The 24,622-nt window shown below is 34.2% G+C and carries 23 protein-coding genes and 1 pseudogene; 18 read left to right on the top strand and 6 right to left on the bottom strand.

Going from position 1 to position 24,622, the window contains the following annotated elements; translation table 11 throughout:
• Positions 1-28: 28 nt before the first annotated feature.
• The gene (locus tag ACIQ4I_RS04480) at positions 29-634 is read left to right on the top strand and encodes an alpha/beta hydrolase (RefSeq protein ID WP_403093396.1); all 606 of its coding nucleotides are present in this window, start codon (positions 29-31) and stop codon (positions 632-634) included.
• A 123-nt stretch (positions 635-757) separates the two neighbouring features.
• Here the strand turns inward: ACIQ4I_RS04480 and ACIQ4I_RS04475 are convergent, their stop codons facing one another.
• Positions 758-1,390 (bottom strand): LysE family translocator, encoded by a 633-nt coding sequence (locus tag ACIQ4I_RS04475; RefSeq protein ID WP_403093202.1) that lies wholly within the window; start codon positions 1,388-1,390, stop codon positions 758-760.
• A gap of 394 nt (positions 1,391-1,784) precedes the next feature.
• On the opposite strand from ACIQ4I_RS04475, the gene ACIQ4I_RS04470 reads away from it, so the two are divergent.
• A complete protein-coding gene (locus ACIQ4I_RS04470) occupies positions 1,785-2,642 on the top strand; it encodes a GRP family sugar transporter (RefSeq protein WP_403093199.1) in 858 nt (285 codons plus the stop codon).
• Between the two features lie 15 nt (positions 2,643-2,657).
• Positions 2,658-3,443: a glucose 1-dehydrogenase gene (gene gdh / locus ACIQ4I_RS04465; protein ID WP_403093195.1), complete on the top strand. Its 786-nt coding sequence runs from the start codon at positions 2,658-2,660 to the stop codon at positions 3,441-3,443.
• 135 nt (positions 3,444-3,578) lie between these two features.
• On the opposite strand, the gene ACIQ4I_RS04460 is transcribed toward gdh, so the two are convergent.
• The 3 genes from ACIQ4I_RS04460 to ACIQ4I_RS04450 all read right to left on the bottom strand — a co-directional run bounded on the left by ACIQ4I_RS04460 (position 3,579) and on the right by ACIQ4I_RS04450 (position 6,150).
• The gene (locus tag ACIQ4I_RS04460; protein ID WP_403093193.1) at positions 3,579-4,022 is read right to left on the bottom strand and encodes a hypothetical protein; all 444 of its coding nucleotides are present in this window, start codon (positions 4,020-4,022) and stop codon (positions 3,579-3,581) included.
• A gap of 5 nt (positions 4,023-4,027) precedes the next feature.
• A complete protein-coding gene (locus tag ACIQ4I_RS04455) occupies positions 4,028-4,219 on the bottom strand; it encodes a hypothetical protein (protein ID WP_403093190.1) in 192 nt (63 codons plus the stop codon).
• A gap of 227 nt (positions 4,220-4,446) precedes the next feature.
• A complete protein-coding gene (locus ACIQ4I_RS04450) occupies positions 4,447-6,150 on the bottom strand; it encodes a hypothetical protein (RefSeq protein ID WP_403093189.1) in 1,704 nt (567 codons plus the stop codon).
• 405 nt (positions 6,151-6,555) lie between these two features.
• Here ACIQ4I_RS04450 and ACIQ4I_RS04445 point away from each other — a divergent pair, with 405 nt between their 5' ends.
• Together ACIQ4I_RS04445 and ACIQ4I_RS04440 are read left to right on the top strand one after the other, a co-directional pair.
• On the top strand, positions 6,556-7,122 hold the full coding sequence (locus ACIQ4I_RS04445; protein ID WP_403093186.1) for a MarR family winged helix-turn-helix transcriptional regulator: 567 nt from the start codon (positions 6,556-6,558) through the stop codon (positions 7,120-7,122).
• A gap of 93 nt (positions 7,123-7,215) precedes the next feature.
• Positions 7,216-8,244: a serine hydrolase domain-containing protein gene (locus ACIQ4I_RS04440; RefSeq protein WP_403093184.1), complete on the top strand. Its 1,029-nt coding sequence runs from the start codon at positions 7,216-7,218 to the stop codon at positions 8,242-8,244.
• 185 nt (positions 8,245-8,429) lie between these two features.
• Here ACIQ4I_RS04440 and ACIQ4I_RS04435 read toward each other — a convergent pair whose 3' ends face one another.
• A complete protein-coding gene (locus ACIQ4I_RS04435; RefSeq protein ID WP_403093182.1) occupies positions 8,430-8,870 on the bottom strand; it encodes an Lrp/AsnC family transcriptional regulator in 441 nt (146 codons plus the stop codon).
• A 180-nt stretch (positions 8,871-9,050) separates the two neighbouring features.
• On the opposite strand from ACIQ4I_RS04435, the gene ACIQ4I_RS04430 reads away from it, so the two are divergent.
• The 13 genes and pseudogenes from ACIQ4I_RS04430 to ACIQ4I_RS04370 all read left to right on the top strand — a co-directional run bounded on the left by ACIQ4I_RS04430 (position 9,051) and on the right by ACIQ4I_RS04370 (position 21,255).
• Positions 9,051-9,815, top strand: a complete 765-nt coding sequence (locus tag ACIQ4I_RS04430; RefSeq protein ID WP_403093179.1) for an SDR family oxidoreductase — start codon at positions 9,051-9,053, stop codon at positions 9,813-9,815.
• Between the two features lie 484 nt (positions 9,816-10,299).
• Positions 10,300-11,262 (top strand): tRNA dihydrouridine synthase, encoded by a 963-nt coding sequence (locus ACIQ4I_RS04425; protein WP_403093176.1) that lies wholly within the window; start codon positions 10,300-10,302, stop codon positions 11,260-11,262.
• A gap of 357 nt (positions 11,263-11,619) precedes the next feature.
• Positions 11,620-12,270 (top strand): 2OG-Fe(II) oxygenase, encoded by a 651-nt coding sequence (locus tag ACIQ4I_RS04420; protein ID WP_403093173.1) that lies wholly within the window; start codon positions 11,620-11,622, stop codon positions 12,268-12,270.
• 299 nt (positions 12,271-12,569) lie between these two features.
• The gene (locus ACIQ4I_RS04415; RefSeq protein WP_403093171.1) at positions 12,570-13,457 is read left to right on the top strand and encodes a PhzF family phenazine biosynthesis isomerase; all 888 of its coding nucleotides are present in this window, start codon (positions 12,570-12,572) and stop codon (positions 13,455-13,457) included.
• 51 nt (positions 13,458-13,508) lie between these two features.
• Positions 13,509-13,583 (top strand): annotated as a pseudogene (locus ACIQ4I_RS04410) (DNA-binding protein); the annotation flags it as partial.
• A gap of 762 nt (positions 13,584-14,345) precedes the next feature.
• A complete protein-coding gene (locus ACIQ4I_RS04405; RefSeq protein ID WP_403093168.1) occupies positions 14,346-15,965 on the top strand; it encodes a spore germination protein in 1,620 nt (539 codons plus the stop codon).
• A 3-nt stretch (positions 15,966-15,968) separates the two neighbouring features.
• The gene (locus tag ACIQ4I_RS04400) at positions 15,969-17,153 is read left to right on the top strand and encodes a Ger(x)C family spore germination protein (protein ID WP_403093166.1); all 1,185 of its coding nucleotides are present in this window, start codon (positions 15,969-15,971) and stop codon (positions 17,151-17,153) included.
• 2 nt (positions 17,154-17,155) lie between these two features.
• Positions 17,156-17,389: a hypothetical protein gene (locus tag ACIQ4I_RS04395; protein ID WP_403093163.1), complete on the top strand. Its 234-nt coding sequence runs from the start codon at positions 17,156-17,158 to the stop codon at positions 17,387-17,389.
• A gap of 33 nt (positions 17,390-17,422) precedes the next feature.
• The gene (locus ACIQ4I_RS04390; protein WP_403093161.1) at positions 17,423-18,541 is read left to right on the top strand and encodes a GerAB/ArcD/ProY family transporter; all 1,119 of its coding nucleotides are present in this window, start codon (positions 17,423-17,425) and stop codon (positions 18,539-18,541) included.
• 200 nt (positions 18,542-18,741) lie between these two features.
• Positions 18,742-19,029 (top strand): hypothetical protein, encoded by a 288-nt coding sequence (locus tag ACIQ4I_RS04385; protein ID WP_403093158.1) that lies wholly within the window; start codon positions 18,742-18,744, stop codon positions 19,027-19,029.
• A gap of 238 nt (positions 19,030-19,267) precedes the next feature.
• On the top strand, positions 19,268-19,804 hold the full coding sequence (locus ACIQ4I_RS04380) for an ATP-binding protein (RefSeq protein WP_403093156.1): 537 nt from the start codon (positions 19,268-19,270) through the stop codon (positions 19,802-19,804).
• Between the two features lie 398 nt (positions 19,805-20,202).
• Complete coding sequence (locus ACIQ4I_RS04375; RefSeq protein WP_403093154.1) at positions 20,203-20,646, top strand: NUDIX hydrolase; 444 nt, start codon at positions 20,203-20,205, stop codon at positions 20,644-20,646.
• A gap of 48 nt (positions 20,647-20,694) precedes the next feature.
• Positions 20,695-21,255, top strand: coding sequence for a histidine phosphatase family protein (locus ACIQ4I_RS04370; protein ID WP_403093152.1), 561 nt, complete (start codon positions 20,695-20,697; stop codon positions 21,253-21,255).
• Positions 21,256-21,367: 112 nt separating this feature from the next.
• Here the strand turns inward: ACIQ4I_RS04370 and ACIQ4I_RS04365 are convergent, their stop codons facing one another.
• Entirely contained in the window at positions 21,368-24,481 is a 3,114-nt protein-coding gene (locus tag ACIQ4I_RS04365) for an efflux RND transporter permease subunit (RefSeq protein ID WP_403093150.1), read from the bottom strand.
• Positions 24,482-24,622 lie beyond the last annotated feature (141 nt).

The following is a 24,622-nucleotide window of genomic DNA, read 5'->3' as shown; positions in this document are numbered from 1 at the left end:
ACTGTAAGAGTCATTTACTGGAGGGGAAATCATGAAACATATATTCAAAAAAGGACAAGATTCAAAAAAACCAACACTCTTACTACTTCATGGTACCGGTGGAGATGAATTAGATCTATTACCTATTGCAGAGAGAATAGATCCCACAGCTCCCGTATTGGGTGTAAGAGGTAACGTTTTAGAGAATGGAATGCCTCGTTTTTTCCGAAGAATAAGTGAAGGAGTATTTGATGAAGAGGATCTTATTTTTCGAACAAAACAATTAAATGATTTTCTTGACGAAGCAGCTGAACAATATAACTTTGATAGAAATAATATAATAGCAATTGGTTACTCAAATGGAGCCAATATAGCTGCTAGTTTGTTATTTCATTATCAAAATGCATTAAAAGGAGCGATATTACATCATCCAATGATTCCAAGAAGAGGAATCAAGCTTCCTGATTTATCAGGGAAGTCTGTATTTATCTCTGCTGGTACAAACGATCCGATTTGTATACCAGAAGAATCATCTGAATTACAATCATTATTAGAATCTGCAAACGCAAGTGTAGAAATTCATTGGGGAAATAAAGGGCATCGATTAACGGCTGAAGAAGTGGATGCTGCTTGTCAATGGTATAAACACCTTTAAAAAATATAAAATATTTTATAGAAAAAGAAACAGAAGCCCTTCAGAAGTAGATCTGAAGGGCATTTTTATATAGTTAATTTAAATTCGATTATTAATAGGGGGGCATTGTTATTTAATGAATGTTTAGTTAGGAGCTTTTGCTTGCAGTAGCTTAATCCCCATACCGATAAAAATCGTTCCTGTAATTTTGTTTAAAACCATTCCTACTTTTTGGTTTCCTCTTAGTTTTTTTGTAACATAAGAAGAAAAATAAGCAACAAATAAACACCATATTAGACCGGTGAATGTAAAGGTCAATCCCAGGATGAGAAATGGAACGGGACCTGAAGCCTTTGTATCTATAAATTGTGGAAGAAACGCAATAAAAAATAAGGATACTTTTGGATTTGTTAGACTCGTCAAAAGTCCCTGTACGTATAGTTTTCGTATATTTAGCTTGTCGTTTGCAGCTGCCTGAAACGTTACATTGGACTTATCAAGTAGCATACGAATCCCTAAATACACTAAATAGATTACACCAATAATCTTAATAGTATTAAATAAGAAAACAGATTTTACAAGAATCATTGATAAACCAAACGCAACGAAAAACGTGTGAATCAAAGAACCGCTAATAATACCTAAAACAGAATATACACCAGCTTTTTTGCCTTGTGACATGCTGCGCCCAACTATATACATTGTGTCTGCACCAGGAATTAAGTTTAATAAAATACCAGTTAATAAAAATACTTCATAATGAATTACACCAAACATAATAATTATGCACCTCTTTCTTTTTGGGTGCCCTTATATATATTACAGAATCAAAGATGTAAATAGAAGTTTTTTTCGACCTATCATGCTGCTTTTGAAAAATTGGAAGTAAAAAAATGAAGCATTTGATAATAAATTGATAACTGCTAATTTGCTAAGACAAAAGAGTTCGTTTTAAGGACACTTTGAGAATCTTCTCAAAAGTGTCTTTTATTTTTTCCATTATAAGAGCTGAATTTGCTAATTTTTAAAATCAAATGATTTCACAGGTGGCTAAAAGCCATTAAAAAGGGAATTAGTTAGAGACCAAAAAAGGTTTATGTCTCTTTTTTTGAAAGTATAAAAAATAAAACTTAATACAAACTAAGTTATCTTAAAGTGGGAAGGTCAAAAAATGGATATCTTGATAGCGGTTTTACCAGCTCTATTCTGGGGCAGCATTGTACTGTTTAATGTAAAACTTGGTGGGGGACCTTATAGTCAAATGCTCGGGACTACCTTTGGTGCACTAATTTTTTCTATAGGTATTTTTATTTTTGTACAACCTGTTTTAACACCTATAGTTATAACCATTGGAATTATATCAGGTCTATTTTGGGCAGTAGGACAAGTAAACCAATTGAAAAGTGTTGATTTAATGGGTGTTTCCAAAACAATGCCTATTTCAACAGGAATGCAATTAGTTTCAACTACTTTATTTGGAGTAATTGTATTTCATGAATGGTCGACAACAACGTCTGTCATTTTAGGTGTTCTTGCACTTATATGCATCATTGTTGGTATCGTTCTTACATCTATCCAAAGTAAAGAAGAGAAAAACGAAGATCAATCAGGAGATTTCAAGAAGGGAATTTGGATTTTATTAGTTTCAACTCTTGGTTACTTAGTGTATGTGGTAATAATACGCCTATTTGATATAGATGGATGGGCTGCCTTACTGCCCCAAGCAATTGGAATGGTGCTAGGTGGAATTTTATTGACATTTAGACATAAGCCATTTAATAAATATGCAATTCGAAATATTATACCAGGTTTAATATGGGCTGCTGGAAATCTGTTTTTATTTATTTCACAGCCACGCGTAGGGGTAGCTACAAGCTTTTCACTTTCTCAAATGGGGATTATTATTTCAACTTTAGGTGGAATTTTTATATTAGGTGAAAAGAAAACAAGACAGCAATTCATTGCAATTATCATTGGAATTATTTTTATCGTCGCAGCTGGAATTATGTTAGGAATTGCAAAAGGATAAAAGGAGACATAAATTATGTATAATGATTTAAATGGAAAAGTGGTTGTTATTACTGGTGCTGCAACAGGCCTTGGAAGAGCGATGGCAATTCGCTTTGGAGAAGAAAAAGCAAAAGTTGTGATTAACCATTATTCAAATGAAGCAGAAGCAAATGAAGTAGTAGAAGACGTTAAAAAAGCAGGCGGAGAAGCCATTGCTGTGCAAGGAGATGTCAGAGTGGAATCAGATGTGATTAATCTGATTCAGTCAGCTGTGAAAGAGTTTGGAACACTAGATGTCATGATTAATAATGCGGGTATTGAAAACCCGGTAGCTTCTCATGAAATGCCTCTAAGTGATTGGAATAAAGTAATTGACACGAATTTAACAGGTGCTTTCCTAGGTAGTCGAGAAGCAATCAAATATTTTGTTGAACATGATATTAAAGGTTGCGTTATTAACATGTCTAGTGTTCACGAGATGATTCCGTGGCCATTATTTGTGCACTATGCAGCAAGTAAAGGCGGTATTAAGTTAATGACAGAAACACTAGCACTAGAATATGCACCAAGGAAAATTCGCGTAAACAATATTGGTCCTGGTGCTATCAATACGCCAATTAATGCAGAAAAATTTGCGGATCCAGAAAAACGTGCAGATGTTGAAAGTATGGTTCCAATGGGGTATATCGGAGAACCAGAAGAAATTTCGGCAGTTGCAGTTTGGCTTGCTTCTTCACAAGCTAGCTATGTAACGGGAATTACTCTGTTTGCAGATGGCGGAATGACTTTATATCCATCATTCCAAGCTGGTCGAGGCTGATTGGTACAGATTAAGTTAGATATTTGCCTTAGAAAATCCTAAAAGATGCTTATGCAACTAACGCATAAGCATCTTTTCTTTTATTTCTTAGCAAGTAGTGTTCAAAAAGAAGAAAGATGTTGAATAATTTCATTGTTAATCGCTATTTTTTTGTTTTGTTCTCTTTAATAAGAAATATAGTAGACTATAAGAAAAAGTAATCGACATGATACCTTTAATACCCCGCATCACAAAGGTATCATGAGGAATGTCAAAGAAAATATATCCTAAACAGTATATGTATGAACTAACTATAAATAATTTAAACAATGTTTTCTTAGTGGTGTATCCTCTTTTATAACTAAAATACAAATATTCCACAATAAAAGAAGTGATCAATGCAATTACGACTGGCATCAGCGGTTCAATCGATACATAAAATCCACTCTCACTATTTTGCTTAGTATAAGTAAAAGCTAGCCAAGAAATCGAATACTCATGCCCAATAAAAACTAAAGCAATAGTTATAACTATAAAACTTATAAGTCCCACTAAAAAGGCTTTTAGTTTTACATTTAGTTCTTTTGAATAATTTATCATAGCCCTTACTGACATCTTTCGCAAAATACACTGTTAGCAGTTCTTGCAATTGCGTTATCTAATCTTCCTACTAACATTTCTTTTTCAGAGGGCATTGTTATATTAGCGGTAAATCTTTCACCTTCTTCAATTTTTCTACCACAATTAGTGCAAATTAATTGCTTAGATGTAAATGCATCCTTTATTTTATCTAACATCTTTACCAAGCCCCATCTTTACTTTATTTTTGTAACCCCTTTATTATTATATTATGCCACAAAAATTCCCAAAATATTGTAAAGTGAAATGAATTAACTTATTAAGTTTACAAATAGGAAATCATTGTTTCTGTAGTTCATATGTTAATGACCAACTCAACATCCGAATGTCCTACTCAACATATAAAGAAGGGTTGCCACTTATGTGACAACCCTTCTTTATTGAATTATTTAGCTTTTCCGTAAAGGATAGCTGCTTTCTCAGATATAGAATAATAACCAGCTTTTTCATACCCAATATAGAGTGTGCCACCATTATCATCTAGGTCCGTTGGAATTTTAATGGTGCCATCCTCACGAATAGCTTCTTTCTTTACGTCCACTCTACGATATTGATCGTGGTTAGAGTAATAAGCGTAAATTACATCTCCTCTAGAAACATTCTTTACAAGGATATAATCATCTTTTCTGTCTTTTTTATTATAGAAGACAATGTCTTTACTTGTTAACTTTGGCGTGACTTGGAATGTTTTTGGCTCGATTTTGTAGTGAACTCGGTTACTTGTATGTCCTAATTTATTAGTGAATTCTACATACACGTCTTTATATTTTTCATCTATATTAGTGAATCGATATTCCCCCTTATTAATATCATTTGTGTTAAGGGTATATTCATCAAATGGCTCAGTACTGTCTTTAGAGTCATAAAATTTAAACGTATAAGGGAAGAATGTATCTACTGGGAACAGCAATTCAAAGAAATTATGTTCTGTATAGAACAGCCTGTCTTTCGTTAATGTTAGCTTTTCCTTTGATACAGAGTAGTCATCTGTTACCGTATAGCGCCGAATTCTTTGATTATAATGTTTATTCATTTCATTATTATCCACATCTAATGCTGATATATATTGACCTTTAATTTCAGGAAGAATAACCAGTCTTAAATAATGCTTTTTAGTTGGTGGTAATGTAAAACTATAACGTTTTTTCCCAGTTGCTTTGACTTCTCCTAATTTGACAAGGTTATTTCTGTCAGTTGCATACCAGGGGAAAAGTGGTGGCTCATATGAATAAATAGTATACTTTGTAAATTTATCTTCATTTCTCATCCCATCCCATTTCAGTGTTCCTTCGAATACACCTGCATCTTTATTGATATCTGTGAAAGAACGGTTTTTCGGATAATTCGTCATTATATTTTCTGTATTAGAAAGTGGTACAACGATAGGGTCTTTTGAAATCTTATTTCCTTCGATCGCAAAGATTTTTAATGATTTAGCATCTGCTGGAATTTTTGGCATTTCAATAATTTTGTTTTTAAACGTAACATTAGTTACGCCAATATTCTTAATGGTTTTTCCGTTCTTATCGGCATAAGATAAGAAAACATTAAAGGAGCGATCATTTGAAATTAAAGAAATGGTTTTTCGTGGATTAATTCGGACATTAAATCCATCTGGAAATTTCACTGAGCTACTGCGAGTAAATTTCTCATTATTTACATTATCGATGACTGGGAAATTATAAGAATAACCTTCCATATATTTCTTAAAGTGATCATGATAGCCATAGGTCTTCACAGTTAATGTTTCGTTTTTTGTAAGCTTTGTATTTTTTGGAACTGTATATACAAAACGGTAATCATTGTGACGGTATCCAGTATAAGTTTTTAATGCTTTCGTCGACCCGTTATTTAAGAAAAGCTTAAATTGCATGGGATCGTTACCTGGATTATGATCTGACTCATCATCATACCAGTACGATTTGTCCCAATAAAAAATCACTTTTCCTGACATTTCTCCCATATCACCGTCTGTATCGACAAATGATCCTTTGGCAGGGAAGCTTGTTGCTGAAGCTGGTAATTGTGCTCCGATGACAAGAATTACTAGGAGAAAAGTTGAACCTAGTAAATATTTGATGTTCTTCACTTTTGTACACCCTCTCTCATTTATTACCAATCTATTATAAAGGTAAATTCTCTCTATGTTATTAAAAAATACTAAAAAGGGTCTAATTGATTGCTAGATTGATTAATACCTCCTGTAATGTATGGATTTGTTTGAAATACCTAAAATAGTAAATTAGTATGGCGTAACAAAACATTTTTACTAGTGAACTTGAAAGCTATATGGCTAACTTGTTGTTCAATAATGCGGACTGATTGTTGCATAATAAGATTTCAAATAGGTTGCTAAGGGTACCAGCAGTCTTTTTCTTATTGAACTAAAAGACCGATTTTTTCAAGATAAAATAATATAGACAGTATATTGACTAAAATAAAAAATATGATACTCTAAAATTAGACAGTATATTGACTAAAGTGGAGGCTGAATATGGATATTTACAGAGAACTTTTTTTAATGCAGCAAACTTACGGTACCTTATTTTCTTTAGCAAATAAAATTCAGGTAAAAGGTGACAAGTCCCTTGAACTTTTAACATCCAGACAGTATATGGCAATGGTGGCAATTGCGCATTTACCTGAAGATGAAACAACATTGAATAATATAGCTAGAAAATTAGGTACCACAAAGCAGAGCGTAAAACAGTTAATCACAATTATGGAGAACAAGGGATTTGTTAATGTGGTTCCAAGTAGGAAAGATAAACGTGCGATTAACGTGAAAATAACTAAAACAGGAAAAGAAGTATTGCTTGTTGTTTCAGAAAAAGGAATCTATTTTTTGGAAGAACTTTTTAAAAAGTTATCAACTGAAGAATTAGAAACAATGTGGAACCTTTTAAAGAAACTTTATAGTTTTGACGGTGAAGAACAAGATGGATTTGAAGAAGAGGGTAACATAAAAATAGATGAAGATAACAATGGATTACAATTAAGAGTAATGAAGGAGTTTGAGAGACGAAGAATTCAAGCAATTAATAATGAAAATAAAATGTGAAAAATAAATTGGATAGGCTAATTTATCTTGGATATATATATATCCATTATTTGAAATGTCTTCAAAATGAAGGCTAATGGGGGAGTGATCATTATGTTTGAAATCAGTGATGAAACATTACGATTAATTAAAAAGACTTGCAAAGGAAAAGAACATATAAAATTAACTGTTGGCTATTTGACAGATAATAATTCTGAAATAAAAATTTATAATGAAAACGGTGAAGTTGATTCATCAAAAAAATATCATTATGAAATTGGGTCTATTACAAAGACTTTTACTTTATCTTTGCTATCAAAATATATATTTGAAAATAAGATGTCCATAAACGATTCAATACAAAAGTATATAGAAGAACTTAAGGAAGAAGAGTATTATCCTACATTGCGCCAACTTGCTACTCACTCTTCTGGATATTCAGCAAGAATACCATTAAATAAACGGGAATATTTCAACTTAATTTTAGGTTTGATTACTGGCGGCGATGGTTTTCATAAGAATAATCCTTTAATTATGGACTTTAACAAAATGAAAATGCTAATTGAAAAAAATAAATTGAAAGAAATGGATTATTCATGTAAATATTCTAATTTCGGTATATCACTTATTGGGTATGGGTTGGGGATTGTATCAGGAAGGGGATATTGGGAAACTATGAATGACTTTCTTCATAATGAGCTAGGTCTAAGTGATACTTATTTAGGCACATCAAATAATAATTTTCATGGTTATAACAGAAAAAATAATGATTGCGGCAACTGGAAATGGACCAAAGAAAATCTTATATCACCCGCGGGTGCAATAAGTTCAACTGCTGATGATTTACTTAAATATGCCAAAATAAATATTTATGAAGATAAATCATATTTGTCTCTTTGTCATAAAAAACACGGAAATGGAAGAAAGAAGTATGATATGGGTCTTGGATGGATGCTTTTAAAGAAAAACAATAATGTTATTATGCATGGCGGTGGAACAGGATGCTTTAGTTCATTTTTAGGGATTGATAAAGAAAAGAAAGTTGCCGCAGTAGTATTGGCAAATTATCAATTAGGTAGAAATGATGATGAAAATATAGGGATTTCCTTATTAGAGAGTCTACAAAAATCAAAAGATATATAAGAAAAGCCAAATAAATGGCGAGATTTAATTTTATCATGATTGCACCACGCACAGCACTCACCACATTGTGAATACTGTGAGTGGGCTTTTAAATAAAGTCGCGATGTTTTGCCCCTCGGTTAGAGCAGCACCATAAATTTGACATCTGTTATTTTCTCTATCTTAGTATTTGGGTAGTCCTCTTATCAGAACAATATTTTCTCTTCGAATTCATTCTTTAAAACAATTAAAGGAGACGATAATCCAAATTTCATTAAAGAATCTAAAAAAATAGCAAGAGAATCCATCGAATCAACCATTACCTTCATCATATAATTAAATTCCCCGCTAATTCGATATAAATCCGTTACTTCAGGAGCAGAATTACAAAATTGTACAAACTCAGAACATTGGCTTGTTTTAAACATAACGAATGCTTGAATGTTTTTATTAATTTTGGAAGGTTCAAATTTCGTTCTGTATGCAGCTATAACTCCATGTTCTTCAAGCTTGTTAATCCGTTCTTTTACAGCAGGCTGTGTCATTGATATAATCCGTCCTATTTCTGAAACAGGAATTCTCGCATTTTCATACAACAAATTCATAATTTTATGATCTATTTCATCCAATTTTACTGTATTTTTCATTGTCTAACCTCTTTTTTTGTTTTATAAAGTAAATATTGATTTTTACCTATAATATCATAAGTTATCTGATTAATTTACCTATAAATAAGCATTTAAAATTTTTGATATATAAATGAAAATATAAATATAGATTTTTATTAAACAAAAATATGAAACGAAAGTTTGTGAAGGGTGGAAAAAATGAAGAATCTTGATGGGAAAATAGCGTTAGTTACAGGGGCAAGTCGTGGAATCGGCCGTGCCATTGCAAAGAGATTGGCACAAGACGGTGTATTAGTTGCCATCCACTATGGGCGAAATAAAACAGCTGCGGATCAAACGATTAGAGAGATTGAATCTAATGGAGGAAAAGCCTTCTTAGTTGAGGCTGAACTCAATTCAATTAGTGGTGTAAAAAAACTAATAGAACAATTAGATAATGAACTGCAAACAAGAGTTGGTACATCAGTAATTGATATTCTAGTAAACAATGCAGGCATAGGTACTCAGGGAACTATTGAAGATACGACAGAAGAAGTTTTTGATGAAATTATTGCAGTCAATATTAAAGCACCATTCTTCTTAATCCAGCAAACATTACCGCGGCTTCGGGAACAAGGGCGTATTATTAACATTTCATCAGCCGAAGTACGAATTGGTTTAACTGGGTCAATTGCATATGGTTTAAGTAAAGGCGCGCTTAACACTATGACTCTTCCTCTAGCTAAGCATCTTGGAGAAAGAGGTATAACAATTAATACGATTATGCCTGGATATACAAAGACAGATATTAATACGAAATTGCTATATGACCCAGAAATACGAAATTTTGCTACTAAATCTTCTGTTTTTGGGCGAATAGGGCAAGTTGAAGATATTGCAGATGCAGTAGCATTCCTTGCTTCTTCTGATAGTCGTTGGATAACAGGTCAAATTCTAGATGTTTCTGGAGGTTTTCGTTTATAGAAGGGGGAGCATATAGAAATGGTTGACTTACAATAAATCGAAGCGGCCGCGTGGTTGAAATTGGTATAATAGAAAAGCAGTTGATATAGAAAAAAATCTATACCATCTGCTTTTTTGTTTATAAAGATACCATTCAGGGCAGTTTTTCGTTAAAATAAACATTGTCGATTCACATATCATAAATGTGCAAATGTACTTGGGTTTGATAATAAGTTATCCCGCATTAACGGGCAGTAAGACTCCCACCTCAAGGCTATAGAAAATTCGAAGAAGCATAGGTGGGAGATAACTGCCCGTAAAAGCCCGATTGGTTCGGGCCAACAAGATGTTGGTCACTCAGGTGTTGCCACAGGACGTGGCGTTTTTAACCTGAGTTCCTATATTTCAGTGGGGGATGAAGAAAACCCCACTGATTAAAGTTTCACTTTATATTTTTTGCCCGAGAGTTTGAAGTTGTATCCATTAGAGAGGAATTGAGTTTGAAATGATAGATAATTTTTGGCGTGATTTACCACGACCATTTTTTGTACTTGCACCAATGGAAGATGTGACAGATGTTGTATTTCGTCACGTAGTAAGTGAAGCAGGTCGACCGGATGTATTTTTCACAGAGTTTACAAACTCGGATAGCTATTGTCATCCAGAGGGTATGAAAAGTGTGCGTGGTCGTTTGATGTTTACAGAAGATGAACAGCCAATGGTAGCACATATTTGGGGGGATAATCCCGAATATTTCCGTCAAATGAGTATTGGCATGGCAGAGCTAGGATTTAAAGGCATCGATATTAATATGGGCTGCCCTGTACCGAATGTGGCATCGAGAGGGAAAGGTAGTGGCCTTATTCTACGACCAGACGTTGCGGCAGAACTTATTCAAGCAGCAAAAGCGGGCGGACTGCCTGTTAGCGTGAAAACACGACTTGGTTTTAAGGAGGTAAATGAGTGGGAGGAGTGGCTAACGCATATTTTAAAACAGGATATTGCGAACCTTTCTATTCATTTACGTACTAGAAAGGAAATGAGTCAAGTAGATGCGCATTGGGAGCTAATTCCGGAAATCAAAAAATTACGTGACCGTATCGCACCAAATACGCTACTAACAATCAATGGAGACATTCCTGACCGTCAAACTGGGATGCAGCTTGCTGAACAATATGGTATTGATGGCGTGATGATCGGGCGCGGTATTTTTAAAAATCCTTTTGCTTTTGAAAAAGAGCCAAAAGAGCATAGCAGTAAAGAACACCTTGATCTTTTAAGATTGCAGCTTGATCTTCAAGATCAATATGCGGAAGCACTGCCACGTTCAATCACAGGGCTTCATCGCTTTTTCAAAATTTATGTCAAAGGATTCCCTGGAGCTGCTGATTTAAGAAATCAATTGATGAACACGAAATCAACAGATGAAGTGCGTGCATTGCTTGATAACTTTGGAAAAGAATGTTGATGAGACAGGGACAGTGAAAAGATGTAACTCTCAAAGAGTTAGAGGGGAAATGAATACATCAATGTAATAAACCCACCGGCACACTTGTGTTTCCACATACACTTACCACATTGTGAGCTGCGTGGTTGAGATATCAATTATATTAAAAGAATGAATTCCGATTGGTGGAATTCGTTCTTTTTTTGCTTGTTAATGAGAATATATCGCTCAACTCGTTATAGATAGAAGCTTATAAATGTGAAAGGAAATGAAGAATATAAAATAAATTTTTTGCTCAGTAAAAAATTGAAAGGAAATAGAAACCTATTTGTCGAAATAAGTGAATATTTCGAAAAAAACAGGGGTTGGTGAATAGAAATGGTTTTTAAAGATGCACGTATAAAAGAAGCAACTATTTTTAGCCATATTGGAAATAAAATAAAAACAGAAGACAAAGAGATTAATATCATTGCTAGATTAGAAGAACCACTTGTCGTAGTTTTAGGCTCGGTATTGGACGATGAGGAATGCGATGTATTAATTCAGTTGGCAAAAGACCGCCTTCAGCGTTCGAAAATCGGAGGAATCCGAGAAGTCAGTGATATACGAACAAGCAGTGGTGCGTTTTTAACAGACATCAACAATGATATTCTTGCGAGGGTGGAAAAAAGGGTATCTGACATTATGGGGATTCCTATAGAGCACGGGGAAGGGCTTCATATTCTGAACTACCAACCGGGTCAAGAGTATAAAGAACATTTTGATTATTTCTCTTCTACAAGCAAAGCGGCGAGTAACAATCGAATCGCAACGCTTGTGATTTACTTAAATGATGTGGAAGAGGGAGGAAGCACCTTTTTCCCAAAACTAAACTTTTCTGCTAGTCCACAAAAGGGTATGGCGGTGTACTTTGAATATTTTTATAACGATCAAATGATAAACGAATTAACGTTACATGGAGGAGCTCCAGTTGTAAAAGGAGAAAAGTGGATAGCCACACAATGGATGAGAAAGCAGAAAATAAACTAAATCGACCAATTAAACGAGTCGTTCGTAGAATAAAGTTAGAATCGATTATGATAGCTATGAAGCTCATAAGCCTTGTTACATTAAGGTGCATGAGTTTTTTCTATAGATGCACTAGAGGGTCATAGCTTACAAGGAGTTTTCACAAAGTATGGGAAACGTACAGATACTTCAAAATGAACACTGGCGGCTCTTATAATTTACGATACAATAAAAGTAAGGATTTTCATTCAAAAAAAGAATTGAATTATTGAATAGTTAAAGTAAGGAATGATTTTTTACGATTGAAGGAGGTACATATTTTGGTAAAAGTAAGTATAAAGCACATTGATGCGTTTAGTTCCATTCCAGAGAAAGGGAATCCGGCTGGTGTCGTATTGAATGGAGAGGATTATACAGAAAAACAGATGCTCGCTATTGCTGCAGCGGTTGGATTTAATGAAACAGCTTTTGTTGTTCCTTCGAATGTTGCTGATTTTCGCATTAGTTACTTTACTCCTGGACATGAAATGAATTTATGTGGTCATGCAACAATGGCAACGGTTTATGCTCTAAGAATGAATGGATTATTAGAAAAATCAGCTTTTACAATTGAAACAAATGCAGGTGTATTGCCGATACAGATCCATGAAGAAAATAATCAATTACTTATAAATATGCAACATGCGAAACCACTGTTTCAATCATTTGGCGGTTCAAAGTCTGATTTAGCAGCTTCCATTGGTTTACGAGAAGAAGATTTACATTCAGAATATCCAATTGTTTATGGAAGTACAGGCATTTGGACCTTAATTATCCCAATTAAAGAGTTATCAAGCTTTTCAAAAATGACACCAAACACCGAAGAATTTCCGAAGGTTTTATTAGAGATGCCAAAAGCTTCAGTACACCCTATCTGTTTTGAAGTGCGGGATCATGAAAATGATATGCATGCTCGTCATTTTTCTTCTCCTTATTCGGGAACGATTGAAGATGCAATTACAGGAACAGCTTCAGGCGTGATGGGAGCGTATTATAAAAAGTATGTAAATAAAGATATTAGTTTGCCTGCGACACTTATTGTTGAGCAAGGACATGAAATCAATAAAGATGGACGAGTATATGTACATGTAAAAGAAGAAGAGCAACTAGACATCTCTATTTCAGGTACAGCTGTATATGTAAAGGATATTGAGGTTGAAATAGGATAATTCTACATAAGGGGCATTCTTTAAAGAAGGTTTCCCTACTAAATTCAACAAGATAGACCTCACACATACTATAATTCGGGGGATAAGTTAACTCGTCTGAGTATGACAATATATTACCCAGACTAATCCCCATATGGGATATTTGGATCAATATAAAGAATAGTATGTTCTAAAATAAGACGGATAAGTGATTTTATGATTGAGACCATATTTTATTTATTTCATAGGGCGCTATTCTTGAAAAAGAATTGTGCCTTCTTTAGCTAAAGGGCTATTATCTTGAATAACACTCAGTAAAAAAAATTGGATGTTTATATTAAAATATCGAAGAGGTTATGAGGGGAAATACTTAAGCGAAACGGGACAGGTTAGTTAAAGTAAGAAAGTTTAATAATACAAAATTTATATAAAAATCGTCGCATTAATAGACGATTTTTTTCTTTTGAAAAAATTTAATATAATTTAAGCCAAAACAGTCTTTCGTTTGTCTAATAGATATAAGACATACATAGAAAGGATGAATAACCATAATCCATTTAATAAAAAGCTCAAAAAGGGACAACCCGTAATGGGGATACAAAAATACTATTCAGCAGCCACTCGAATTACATAAATCTTAATGAGTTAAACTCTTATCTACGAAAAACAATGTACAATCGCTTAAAGAATCTTAGAACAGATGTAAAGTTCCATAATATGACAATGACCCTACAAAAAAGGTATAAATTAAAAGAAGTTTTCTCATGCTAAAGAAAATGAGAATCTATATCTCATCAACATACTTAATAAAAAAGTTAACGGATCAGTCGATATTCTCCTAATTAGCAATGGAATAAATAAAATTATAAATAAGTACGCAAAAATTATAAATTAATTGTGAGGTAGTCTATGGGCTTTTTCAGAAAGAAAAGTAATTCTAAAATGCATTCCAATTCTATTTCAACTAGCCCAATGATGATGACAAGTTCAACAAACGAATTAAAAACAAATCTTCAAGAAAATATACAAATAATAAAAGATTCCCTTGGAAAAAGCTCAGATATTATCATTCGAGAAATTCGAATTGGAAAAGAACAAACTATCAAAGCAGGTATTATCTATACAGATGGATTAACCGATACAACCACATTACAAAATTTCATTTTAGAAACGCTCATGCTAGATATCAATGGGACCGAATTACAGAAAAAGCTTTCTTCTGATCAGAATCTTATTAGCGTATTAAAAGATTCTGCCATGACAGTAGGAGAAATTGAAGAACTAACTAATTTTGAAGTACTTTTTACTGGACTTCTATCCGGGGATACGATTTTTTTAATCGATGGATATGCCCAAGGTTTAATCATTTCCAATAGGCATTTGGTTGAACGTGGAGTAACGGAAGCAACAGCCCAGGTGGTAGTAAGAGGACCCCGCGAAGGATTCTCCGAAAATTTGCGTGTAAATACCGCCTTAGTTCGTAGAAGACTGAAAGACTCAAATCTTTGGATGGAATCAAAAGTTATTGGAAAACGCACGAAAACGGATGTTGCCATAATGTATATCAACGGAATTGCAAATGACAAAATAGTGAAAGAAGTCCGTTTGCGTTTGGATAGAATAGATATTGATGGAATTCTTGAAAGTGGAAATATAGAGGAATTGATTCAGGATGCACAATATTCACCTTTTCCAACCATATTTAATACGGAACGTTCGGATGTAGTAGCTGCAGCATTATTGGAAGGACGCATAGCCATTTTTGTAGATGGAACACCATTTGTCCTAATTGTTCCAGCATTATTCGTTCAATTTTTTCAAACGTCAGAAGACTACTATCAACGTGCAGATATTGCGAGTCTTATTCGACTCCTTCGATTTTTTTCATTCGCAATTGCATTGCTTGCACCGGCATTATTTATAGCGGTCACAACTTATAATCAAGTAATGCTACCTCCTGCACTCCTTATTAGTCTAGCATCCCAACGAGAAGGTGTTCCATTCCCAGCATTTGTTGAAGCAATCATAATGGAAGTCACCTTTGAAATCTTGCGTGAGGCAGGCTTAAGAATGCCAAGAAGCATCGGTTCAGCCATGTCTATTGTAGGGGCATTTGTAATTGGAACAGCAGCGGTTGAAGCAGGTATAATCTCTGCTGCGATGGTTATCGTGGTTTCAATAACCGCTATTTCTAGTTTCGTTTCTCCTACTTACGACTTTGCTATCTCTGCCAGGATACTACGCTTTGGATTTATGGCAATAGCTGCTTCTTTTGGTTTAATAGGAATAATGATTGGATTAATTGCTCTAATTCTGCATTTATGCAGCTTGCGTTCTTTTGGCGTGCCTTATATGTCTTCACTAGCTCCTTTTAATCTTTCCGACCAAAAGGATGTGTTTATTCGCTTGCCTATATGGAAAATGTTTAATCGACCTCGTTTAATCAATCAACAAAATACCGTTAGTCAACAAGATTCAGCCTCTGCAAAACCAGAACCATCAAAAAATAAGGAGAATGAAGAGGTTTAAACGATGAAAAAGTGTATGTTTGTTCTCCTGATTCTCAGTCTCTTTCTTACGGGGTGCTGGGACCGGAGGGAATTAAATGAGCTAGGCATTACGTTGGCAATAGGAATCGATAAAGTAGAAGATGAATACCAAATAACTACTCAAGTGGTTGTACCTTCGGAAATATCCATGAAAACAAGTACTGGGCGTTCACCAGTCACCCTGTTTCAGGCGAAGGGAAAAACGGTATATGAAGCCTTGCGAAAAATTTCAAAGCTCTCGCCTCGAAAAATATATGCTGGACATCTTCGAATGCTTGTACTTGGTGAGGATTTGGCTGAAGAAGGTATAGCCAAATCCTTAGATTTACTGTCAAGAAATTGGGAACTTCGATCTGATTTCTTTGTTGTTATTGCTAAGGATATGACCGCAGGGGAAGTACTGAATGTCACAACACCGATTGAAAGTATACCTGCCAATAAAATGTTTAGTACGCTTAAAATGTCAGAAGAAACCTGGGCTGCAACGCAAGGCTTTATATTAGATGATTTGATAACCAATCTTACAAGTGATGGTAAGGAAGCCGTATTAACAGGGATTCTAGTTACAGGAGAACAAGAAATGGGATCAAACAAACAGAATGTGGAATCGATTACTCCTGCTGCGCGAATTAATTTTGATGACTTAGCGGTGTTTAAAAAAGATAAATTAGTGGGCTGGTTAACTGAACGAGAAAGCAAAGGGTATAATGACATCGTCAACAAAGTGAAAAATTCTGTAACTGCTATATCTTGTCCTAAAGAGGGGAAAGCCACTATAGAGATTATTCATTTGGATTCTAAAATGAAAGGTAAAATAAACAAAGGTAAGCCTGAAGTGGATATCAATATTAAAGTAAAGGGAAATGTTGGGGAAGTAGATTGTCAAATTAATCTTAATGACCAAAAAACAATTGATAAGCTAGAGAAAAGTACTGAAAAAAAGATGAAAGAGAACATTAATCTGGCCATTGAAACGGCACAAAAACAATATAATTCAGACATATTTGGATTTGGTGAAGCCATTCATCGATCTAATCCGAAAGAATGGAAAAAGCTTAAAAAGCAGTGGGATGTGGATTTCCCTGGGATGAAGGCGAATGTTAAAGTAGACGTAAAACTTGAGCATACAGAAACAGAAGGTAATTCCTTCTTAAAAGAGGTTAAATAATCATGATAAAAAGTATAGGAATACTCTTGGTTTCAGCGACCATTCTGTGGATTGAAGTTCCACCTCTCTTGGAAAAAAAATATAAAAAAGAGTTACTTGTGTTTTCAATTCTTCTTGTAATCGGGGTAGGTATAAGTATTACACTTGCATTAGAAAAACCTATTCCAAATCCATTTGATTTACTCACTTTTATCTTTAAACCGCTTAATGACGTTATTTCTCTTTTGTTGAAATAAAAGAGAAGTGTAGAGGGGAAGGTATGATATGAAATGATGAAAGACGTTAAAATAAATTCGTACCAATTTCTAGTTTTAGTTATTTTATTTACGATTGGTACGAGCATCTTAACTGTACCATCTGCACTCGCAACCGGTGCGAAGCAAGACGCCTGGATTGCCGCAATAATTGGTACAGGAATCGGGTTTTTGATCATTTGGCTATTCGTCACTATAGCTCTTTGGTTCCCTCACCTCACTTATGTCCAAATCCTTGAAAAACTTTTTGGGAAATGGGTAGGTAAAGCCTTTTCTATTTTGTTTGTACTCATGTCTCTTCTTTATGCTTCAGAACTTTTGTATTATTTTGGGGTATTCCTAAACATCCATATGATGCCAAATACTCCAATGGTAGCCCTTAATATTCTTATGGCGGGGATTGTGGTGATGGGAGTGCGTCTTGGATTGGAAACTTTCGCTCGTACTGCAGAAATCCTAATTGTCGTGTTTTTCGTTATTTTTTTCGTTTTAGTGGTGTCTATTTCACCTGACATGAAGTTTGAAAACATTCAGCCTATATATGAGATGGGGACAAAAAAGATCGTTCAATCATCCATTTTTTATGTTATTGTATCTTCAGTAGATGCAATTGTTCTCTTAATGATTTTTCCTTCTTTTGTTAATAAAATGAAACAAGGTAAAAAATCTTTTTTAATTGGAAACTTAATAGGCGGCATCGTCATCATCGTTATTACATTTTTGAGTATTACGGTATTAGGTACTGAGAAAACAACAGGAGAGATTTATCCAAGCTATGAATTGACCAAAAGGATAAATATCGGGAATTTTTTACAGCGTATTGAGGGATTAATGGCTTCACTTTGGGTTATCACCCTCTATTTTAAGTCGACCCTTTATTTTTACGCTTCCGTTTTAGGGATGGCACAAATTCTTAATTTGAAAGATTACCGCCCTTTAACATTACCTTTAGGGATGATAGCTGTTGTCCTTTCTCTCGTGATTTATCCTAATGTCATGTACCAAAAACATTTTGACGATACAACGGGTAATTCCTTAACATTATTAATCGGACTTTTTTTACCTCTTTTGTTAGTAGTCGTATATGCAATAAGAAAAAGAACGATAAAGAACGAAATAGAAATAAAAGAATAGAAGATTTTTTTGAAAAATCTATAGATAAGCCTTTAATGTGGCTAAAAACATAGATAGAAGCGCTAAAACCAAAGAGAATATAATTTAGATTTAAAAAATTTGCATTATTCACTTGGAATGGAAATCTATTTTGATCAATCTTTTTTCAAAATGGATTCATTTTATTTAGCAAAATACTGGTTTGTGGGGTAAATCCTGATGTGATAATGCTGAATTTTTTACTAACGAAGCATTTAAAGAAAAGAAAGAAGGGAAAGTTGATTGTGTTTGTGTTTGTTGGGTTACTTCTCCTTTTGATAGGTTTGGTTTCTCTTATATTCTTATTGGTTTATGCGTATAAAGAGTTTAAGGAAGATGATGATGAAAAATCAAAAAAAATATTTTTTTTGATTTTAGGAATACTTGATATTTTGTTTGGTACAGGCGGTTTTGCTTTAATATTATCACTTGGGGCTATCCTTATTGGTATTGTACTAATATTTTATTAACTGTGGCTTTGCTATAAAGTTCGATTATTTGAAAAAAAATTTGATTAAAAATCCTGTATTGCCGGATTTTCTTATTCAACAATCGGACGCAATTATAGAGTAGAAATTGCGCTCCTTCTTTATGTATTGGACCATTTTGTGGAATAAAACTTTATAAAGGAAATATTGCGAGATAAGTCGAATTTTATCTGTATAGACAAAAAGTAACCGATAGAATGGCGTATTAGTGGAGGAAATGTTGAGTAAAAAAATACATATTTTTGGTGCTGCTGGTTCAGGAACTTCGACACTTGGAGCCTCGTTATCAAAGAAACTTTCTCATATTCATCTTGATACGGATGACTATTTTTGGATAACCAAGTTTACAGAACAAAGACCTATACCTGAAAGAATGGAAGTGCTAAGGCACGATTTATCAATATATCAAAATTGGATTCTTTCGGGAGCAGTTTGTGGTTGGGGTGACAACTTTAAATCCTATTTTGACTTGGTTATTTTTTTATGGATTCCCCAGAACGTAAGACTTGTGAGGTTGCAACAAAGGGAATTTCAAAGGTATGGTAATGATATATTAGCTGGTGGTAGTAAATACGACCAATCAAAGGCTTTTTTGGAGTGGGCTTCCTTATATGATGAAGCAGGAATGGAAGTTAGGAGTAAAATGTTACACGAACATTGGATGTCAGACTTAGTACGCCCAATATTGAGGATTGAAGGAGATTATACAGTTAAAGAACGAGTAAATATTGTCCTAAATTATTTAAGTTCAAACTAAAAATGTTATTAAGCTACCGGGTGCTTATCTTCAATAAGACAACATATATGATCTTCCATAATCGGCGCTATCCTTGAATAAAGATAAGCGCTCATTTTTCATTTTAGGGCTATTTTCTTGAGTAACACATTTAAAGAAAATCTTTATGGAGCGAAGAATTGTGAGGTTAATGGAATAAGCAGGTATTTTCAGAAGGTTGTAGAAGCATATAAAATATGAGTGTCATTTAAGTAAACGGACTAAATTATAAGGAGTTGAAAATGAATAAAGAAATACAATCTCTTTTATATATTTAGTATTGTAATCGTGTTAATTTCTTAACAGAATTCGTGTAACGGGAAGGGAATATTCCAAACCTTGAAGAAGGAATAACGATAATTTATGGGGGGTGCTTTAAAATGTTTATCGTAAATGTTGAAGGTGTTATAAGGAAAAATGATAAGTGGCTTATTATTGAAAGAAGCAAAAAAGAGGAACATGCTGGTGGTCTGCTTTCTCTTGTTGGAGGTAAGGTAAATATAGAAGGGAATTCATCAGACATATTAGAGAGAACAGTGAAGCGAGAAATATTAGAAGAAGTCGGTGTGAACGTAAAAGACAGGATAAATTATGTACATAGTACATCATTTCTAACAGATAAAGGTGGAAATGTTGTAAATATTGTTTTCCTTTGTGAATATGATTCGGGGGAAGCATTTTCTAAAAGCACCGATGAGGTCGAAGCGGTATTATGGTTAACTACTGAAGAAATATTAAGCCACCCCAATTCGCCAATATATTTAAAGGAAAGTATTAAACATGCGGAGGCGTTGATTCAAATTCATTTGTCATCACTGCTTTAAATTAATATTATAAGTAAAGTTGTTATAGTTAAAAGGGGGAAACTTTGAATGGAAAAAAGGATATATATTGTAAGACATTGTGAAGCACAGGGGCAACCTCCGGAGTCACAACTTACAGAAAAAGGATTTACACAAGCAAAATATTTATCTAGATTTTTCTCAAATACTAAAATTGACCGAATTATATCAAGTCCTTTTTTACGTGCAATTCAGTCAGTAGAACCAATTAGCGAGGAAACAAACATAAAAATAGAGATTGATGAACGTTTATCAGAACGTACACTAAGTACAATGGATTTACCTGACTGGCTTGAAAAACTTAAAGCAACATTCAATGATTTGGAGTTGAAATTTCAAGGTGGAGAGTCAAGTAAAGAAGCTATGAACCGAATAGTAAGTGTTGTAGATGAAGTTTTTAAAAGTGAATCCGAAAACACAATAATCGTTACCCATGGAAATTTAATGTCTCTACTGCTAAAGAATTATGATAACAGCTTTGATTTTGATTGTTGGAAGAGTCTTAGTAATCCTGATGTGTTTGTATTAAATTACACAAACAATGAAGTAAATATGGAACGTTTATGGAAAGAAGAACTAATAGAAAAATAGTGAATTTGAAATTTATCTTGTTCAATTATCGGGCGCTATCCTACAATTTACTTATTAATAAAAATGGCTTGGAATTTTCTCCAAGCCATTTTTATAGTAGTAATAATCGGAATTAGCTGATAGTTTTAATATTATTCTTTTCTGATGATTTTTTGTGCAACCATTCATAAATTATTGGAATGATGATGAAACTATTAAGTGTTGATGTGATCATACCTCCAATTACAACAATACCGAGAGTTTGAGAAACAACTGTATCGGCGCTATGAGAAAAGGCAAGTGGTAACAACGTAAGGATTGTTGCAGCTGCTGTCATTAAAATAGGTCTGATCCTTGAAAGACTACCATATAGTACAGCTTCTTTAAGCGGCATTCCCTCTTTTCGATTTCTTTCAATTTTGTCGATTAAGACAATACCGTTTGTTACAACAATACCAGTTAGCATCAGAATACCAATCAATGCTGCTAAATTCCATTCTCCATGGAATAGAGTGAGTGCAATAACTACACCACTTAAAGCAAGCGGGATGCTTAAAAGTACAGATAATGGTGCTCTCCATCCTTTGAAAATCGAAGAAGTGATTAGTAATACTAAAAGGATTGAAAGTCCAATGGCAACTGACATATCGAAGATCATTTGTTTAACTTGTTCAGAAATTCCTCCCAATGAGTACGTTACATCTTTAGGAAGTTTCATGCTACTTAAAGTTTTGTCTGCTTCGTTTGATACTTTACTAATATCATTTGAAGTAATCTGTGCTGTGACAAGAGAGTATGGTTGACCATCTCGTTCACTAATCGTTGAAGGAGACGAATCTTTTGTTATTTTAGCTATTTGGTTAAAACGGACTAATTCGCCATTTTTTCCTTTAACCGTTTCAGATGCAAGAGAAGATAGAACATCCTCCGCTGAAGCATTTATCGTAATCGCAGAGTTTACTCCTGATGCAATTTGATCTAAATATTGGTCAACAGGAAGTGCTTTATGATCTACCGAAATGGTTGCATCTTTTGATTGAGACATATAACGATTGATGACTGTTAGAATATCTTCAACTTTTACACCTTTATTTTGAATTGCTTTTTGATCAAAAGTAACTTTGTATTTAGGTGAACTATTTGTTAAATCAACTTTCCCATCTACACTTAGGTTCGCAATTTTTGATAAGTTTGTTCTTGCTTCTTGGGCTACTTGATCTAAAGTTGCTTGATCTGAACCCGTAAACAATATACGCATTTGTGAATCATCACCAGAAATGTTCTGGCTGGTTACTGTATAAGTGACATTTTTTGATAATGTCGGAAGTTGATTTTGTAACTGTTTGATGACAGTATCAGCATCCTTGTCGTTCTTCAACACAACAGAAAGGTTGGCGACATTTGGATAAGTGATAAAGCCTCCACCTTGGTCAAAAACATCATCACTTTGCGGTGTCATGGTAGAGCCAAAGTTTGATGAATACGCCTCGACTTTCGGATTAGATTTCAATGTTTTCTCAATTTTTTGTACTTCAGAATCGACTTGGACTAATGTACTTCCTTTTGGTAATTCTGCTTTAATGGCAATTTGTCCAATCTTAGCACTAGGTAATAAACTTACTGGAAGAAAAGCAGAATAGATACCAGCAGCTAAGAATACTAAGATAGAACCTATAAGCATTGCTTTTTTATGTTTAAAAGCAGATTGCAAGATTGGTTTCATTTTTGAATCGAGCTTGATCGATTGTTTTTCTCTGTTTCCACCTTTCCATCCCAAAAATGCAAGAGCAGGGATGACAAGCATTGCAACAAAGAATGAAATGATTAATGCAATAACGATTGTCCACGCAAATCCACTGTAAGATGCGCTAATTACGCCTCCAACAAAGGCAATTGGAATATAAACGGCAATCGTTGTTAAAGTAGAACCTAATATCGCAGGAAGCATTTCAGTAACAGATGATGCAAGAATGGAAAGCAAAGGTTTGTCTTTCGATTCTTCCCGTTTTCGATACATGTTGTCCAAGATAACAATGGAATCATCGACAATACGTCCCATCGCTACAATCAAACCAGAAACCGTTAAAATATTTAACGTAATCCCCATTGACTTTAAGAAAGCCGTGGTCGCTAACAATGAGATTGGAAGCGAAATAGCAATTAATAAGGTAGATCTTACATTTCGGAAAAAGAAGAATACACATATCATTGAGAACAAACAACCAAGTAAACCTTCTCGAATCAATCCGAAAAGAGAGCTGTTTAATTCTTTCTCGCGATCAAGTAAAAGTTGGAAAGAAACGTCTTTTGGATTTACTGTATCCAAGTGTAGATGTGAAACACGGTCTTTAACTTGATCAGCGACATCAGTGATATTTGCTGAAGGAGTTTTGATTACATTTAACGTAACACTTGGTGATCCATTTGTTCTGGAAACGGTTTTAACGTCATTTAAAGAATGCGTAATGGTCCCAAATGCTGAAACAGGAATTGCTTTCCCATCCTTGTTCTGGATCGTTGCGCTTTCCATTTGTTTCTCAGTTAATGGTAATCCATCAAAAGAAACAGGTATTGATAGTTGGTTATTTGCAATATTCCCTTGTGGCATTGATGGAACAGCTAAAGCAAAAGATTTATTTACATCATCTAATGTTAATCCGTTTTTCACAAGGTCTTTCATGCGGATTGTTAATACATATCCATCTTTTGCTCCGCCAAATACGGTTACATCTGCTACACCTGGAACAGATTTTAACTGTTTAACAATTTCTTGTGTTGCAGTTGAACGTAGTGTTTGTTCATCTAATTTTGAACTTGTTATACTGTAAGTCAAAATTGGAAATGAACTTGTTGTTAATCTGGTTACCGATGGAGTGGTTGTTATTGTTTGTGGAAGATCTGCATTTGCTAAAGCTTTATTTACTTGATCTTCTGCTTGTTTCATGTCTGTATCCATCGGGAAATACAGACTCATATATAACCCACCGTCATACGATGTAGTTTCCACATTGGATAATCCATCCACTGTTTTGACGGCACTTGCCAAATTATCGGTCACTTGCTGTTTTACCTGAGCTGCTTGAGTACCAGGTACCCGCATACTTACCGAAAGCGTTGTATTATTTATACCTGGCAAATAATCGCGTTGCATTTGGAATGCAGAAATACCACCCCAAGTCAAAATGAGGACAACACACACAATCATTAGAATGGCTCTTTGCATGGCTGCCTCTACAAATTTTTTCATTCGTATACCTCCCTTATTATGAATCCACTAATCATTATGAAAAAAAGCTAATCTCTTGGCAGTTACATAGTGTCATGAATTCAACTATGAAACTTATTTCCAAAAGGGTAGTCTAAGTATACAAAAGGAAACTTTTCAATC

Source organism: Rummeliibacillus sp. NPDC094406 (assembly GCF_044763875.1).
In the GTDB taxonomy this organism is placed as follows: Bacteria; Bacillota; Bacilli; order Bacillales_A; family Planococcaceae; genus Rummeliibacillus.
This window is presented reverse-complemented; position numbering and strand designations above follow the sequence as displayed.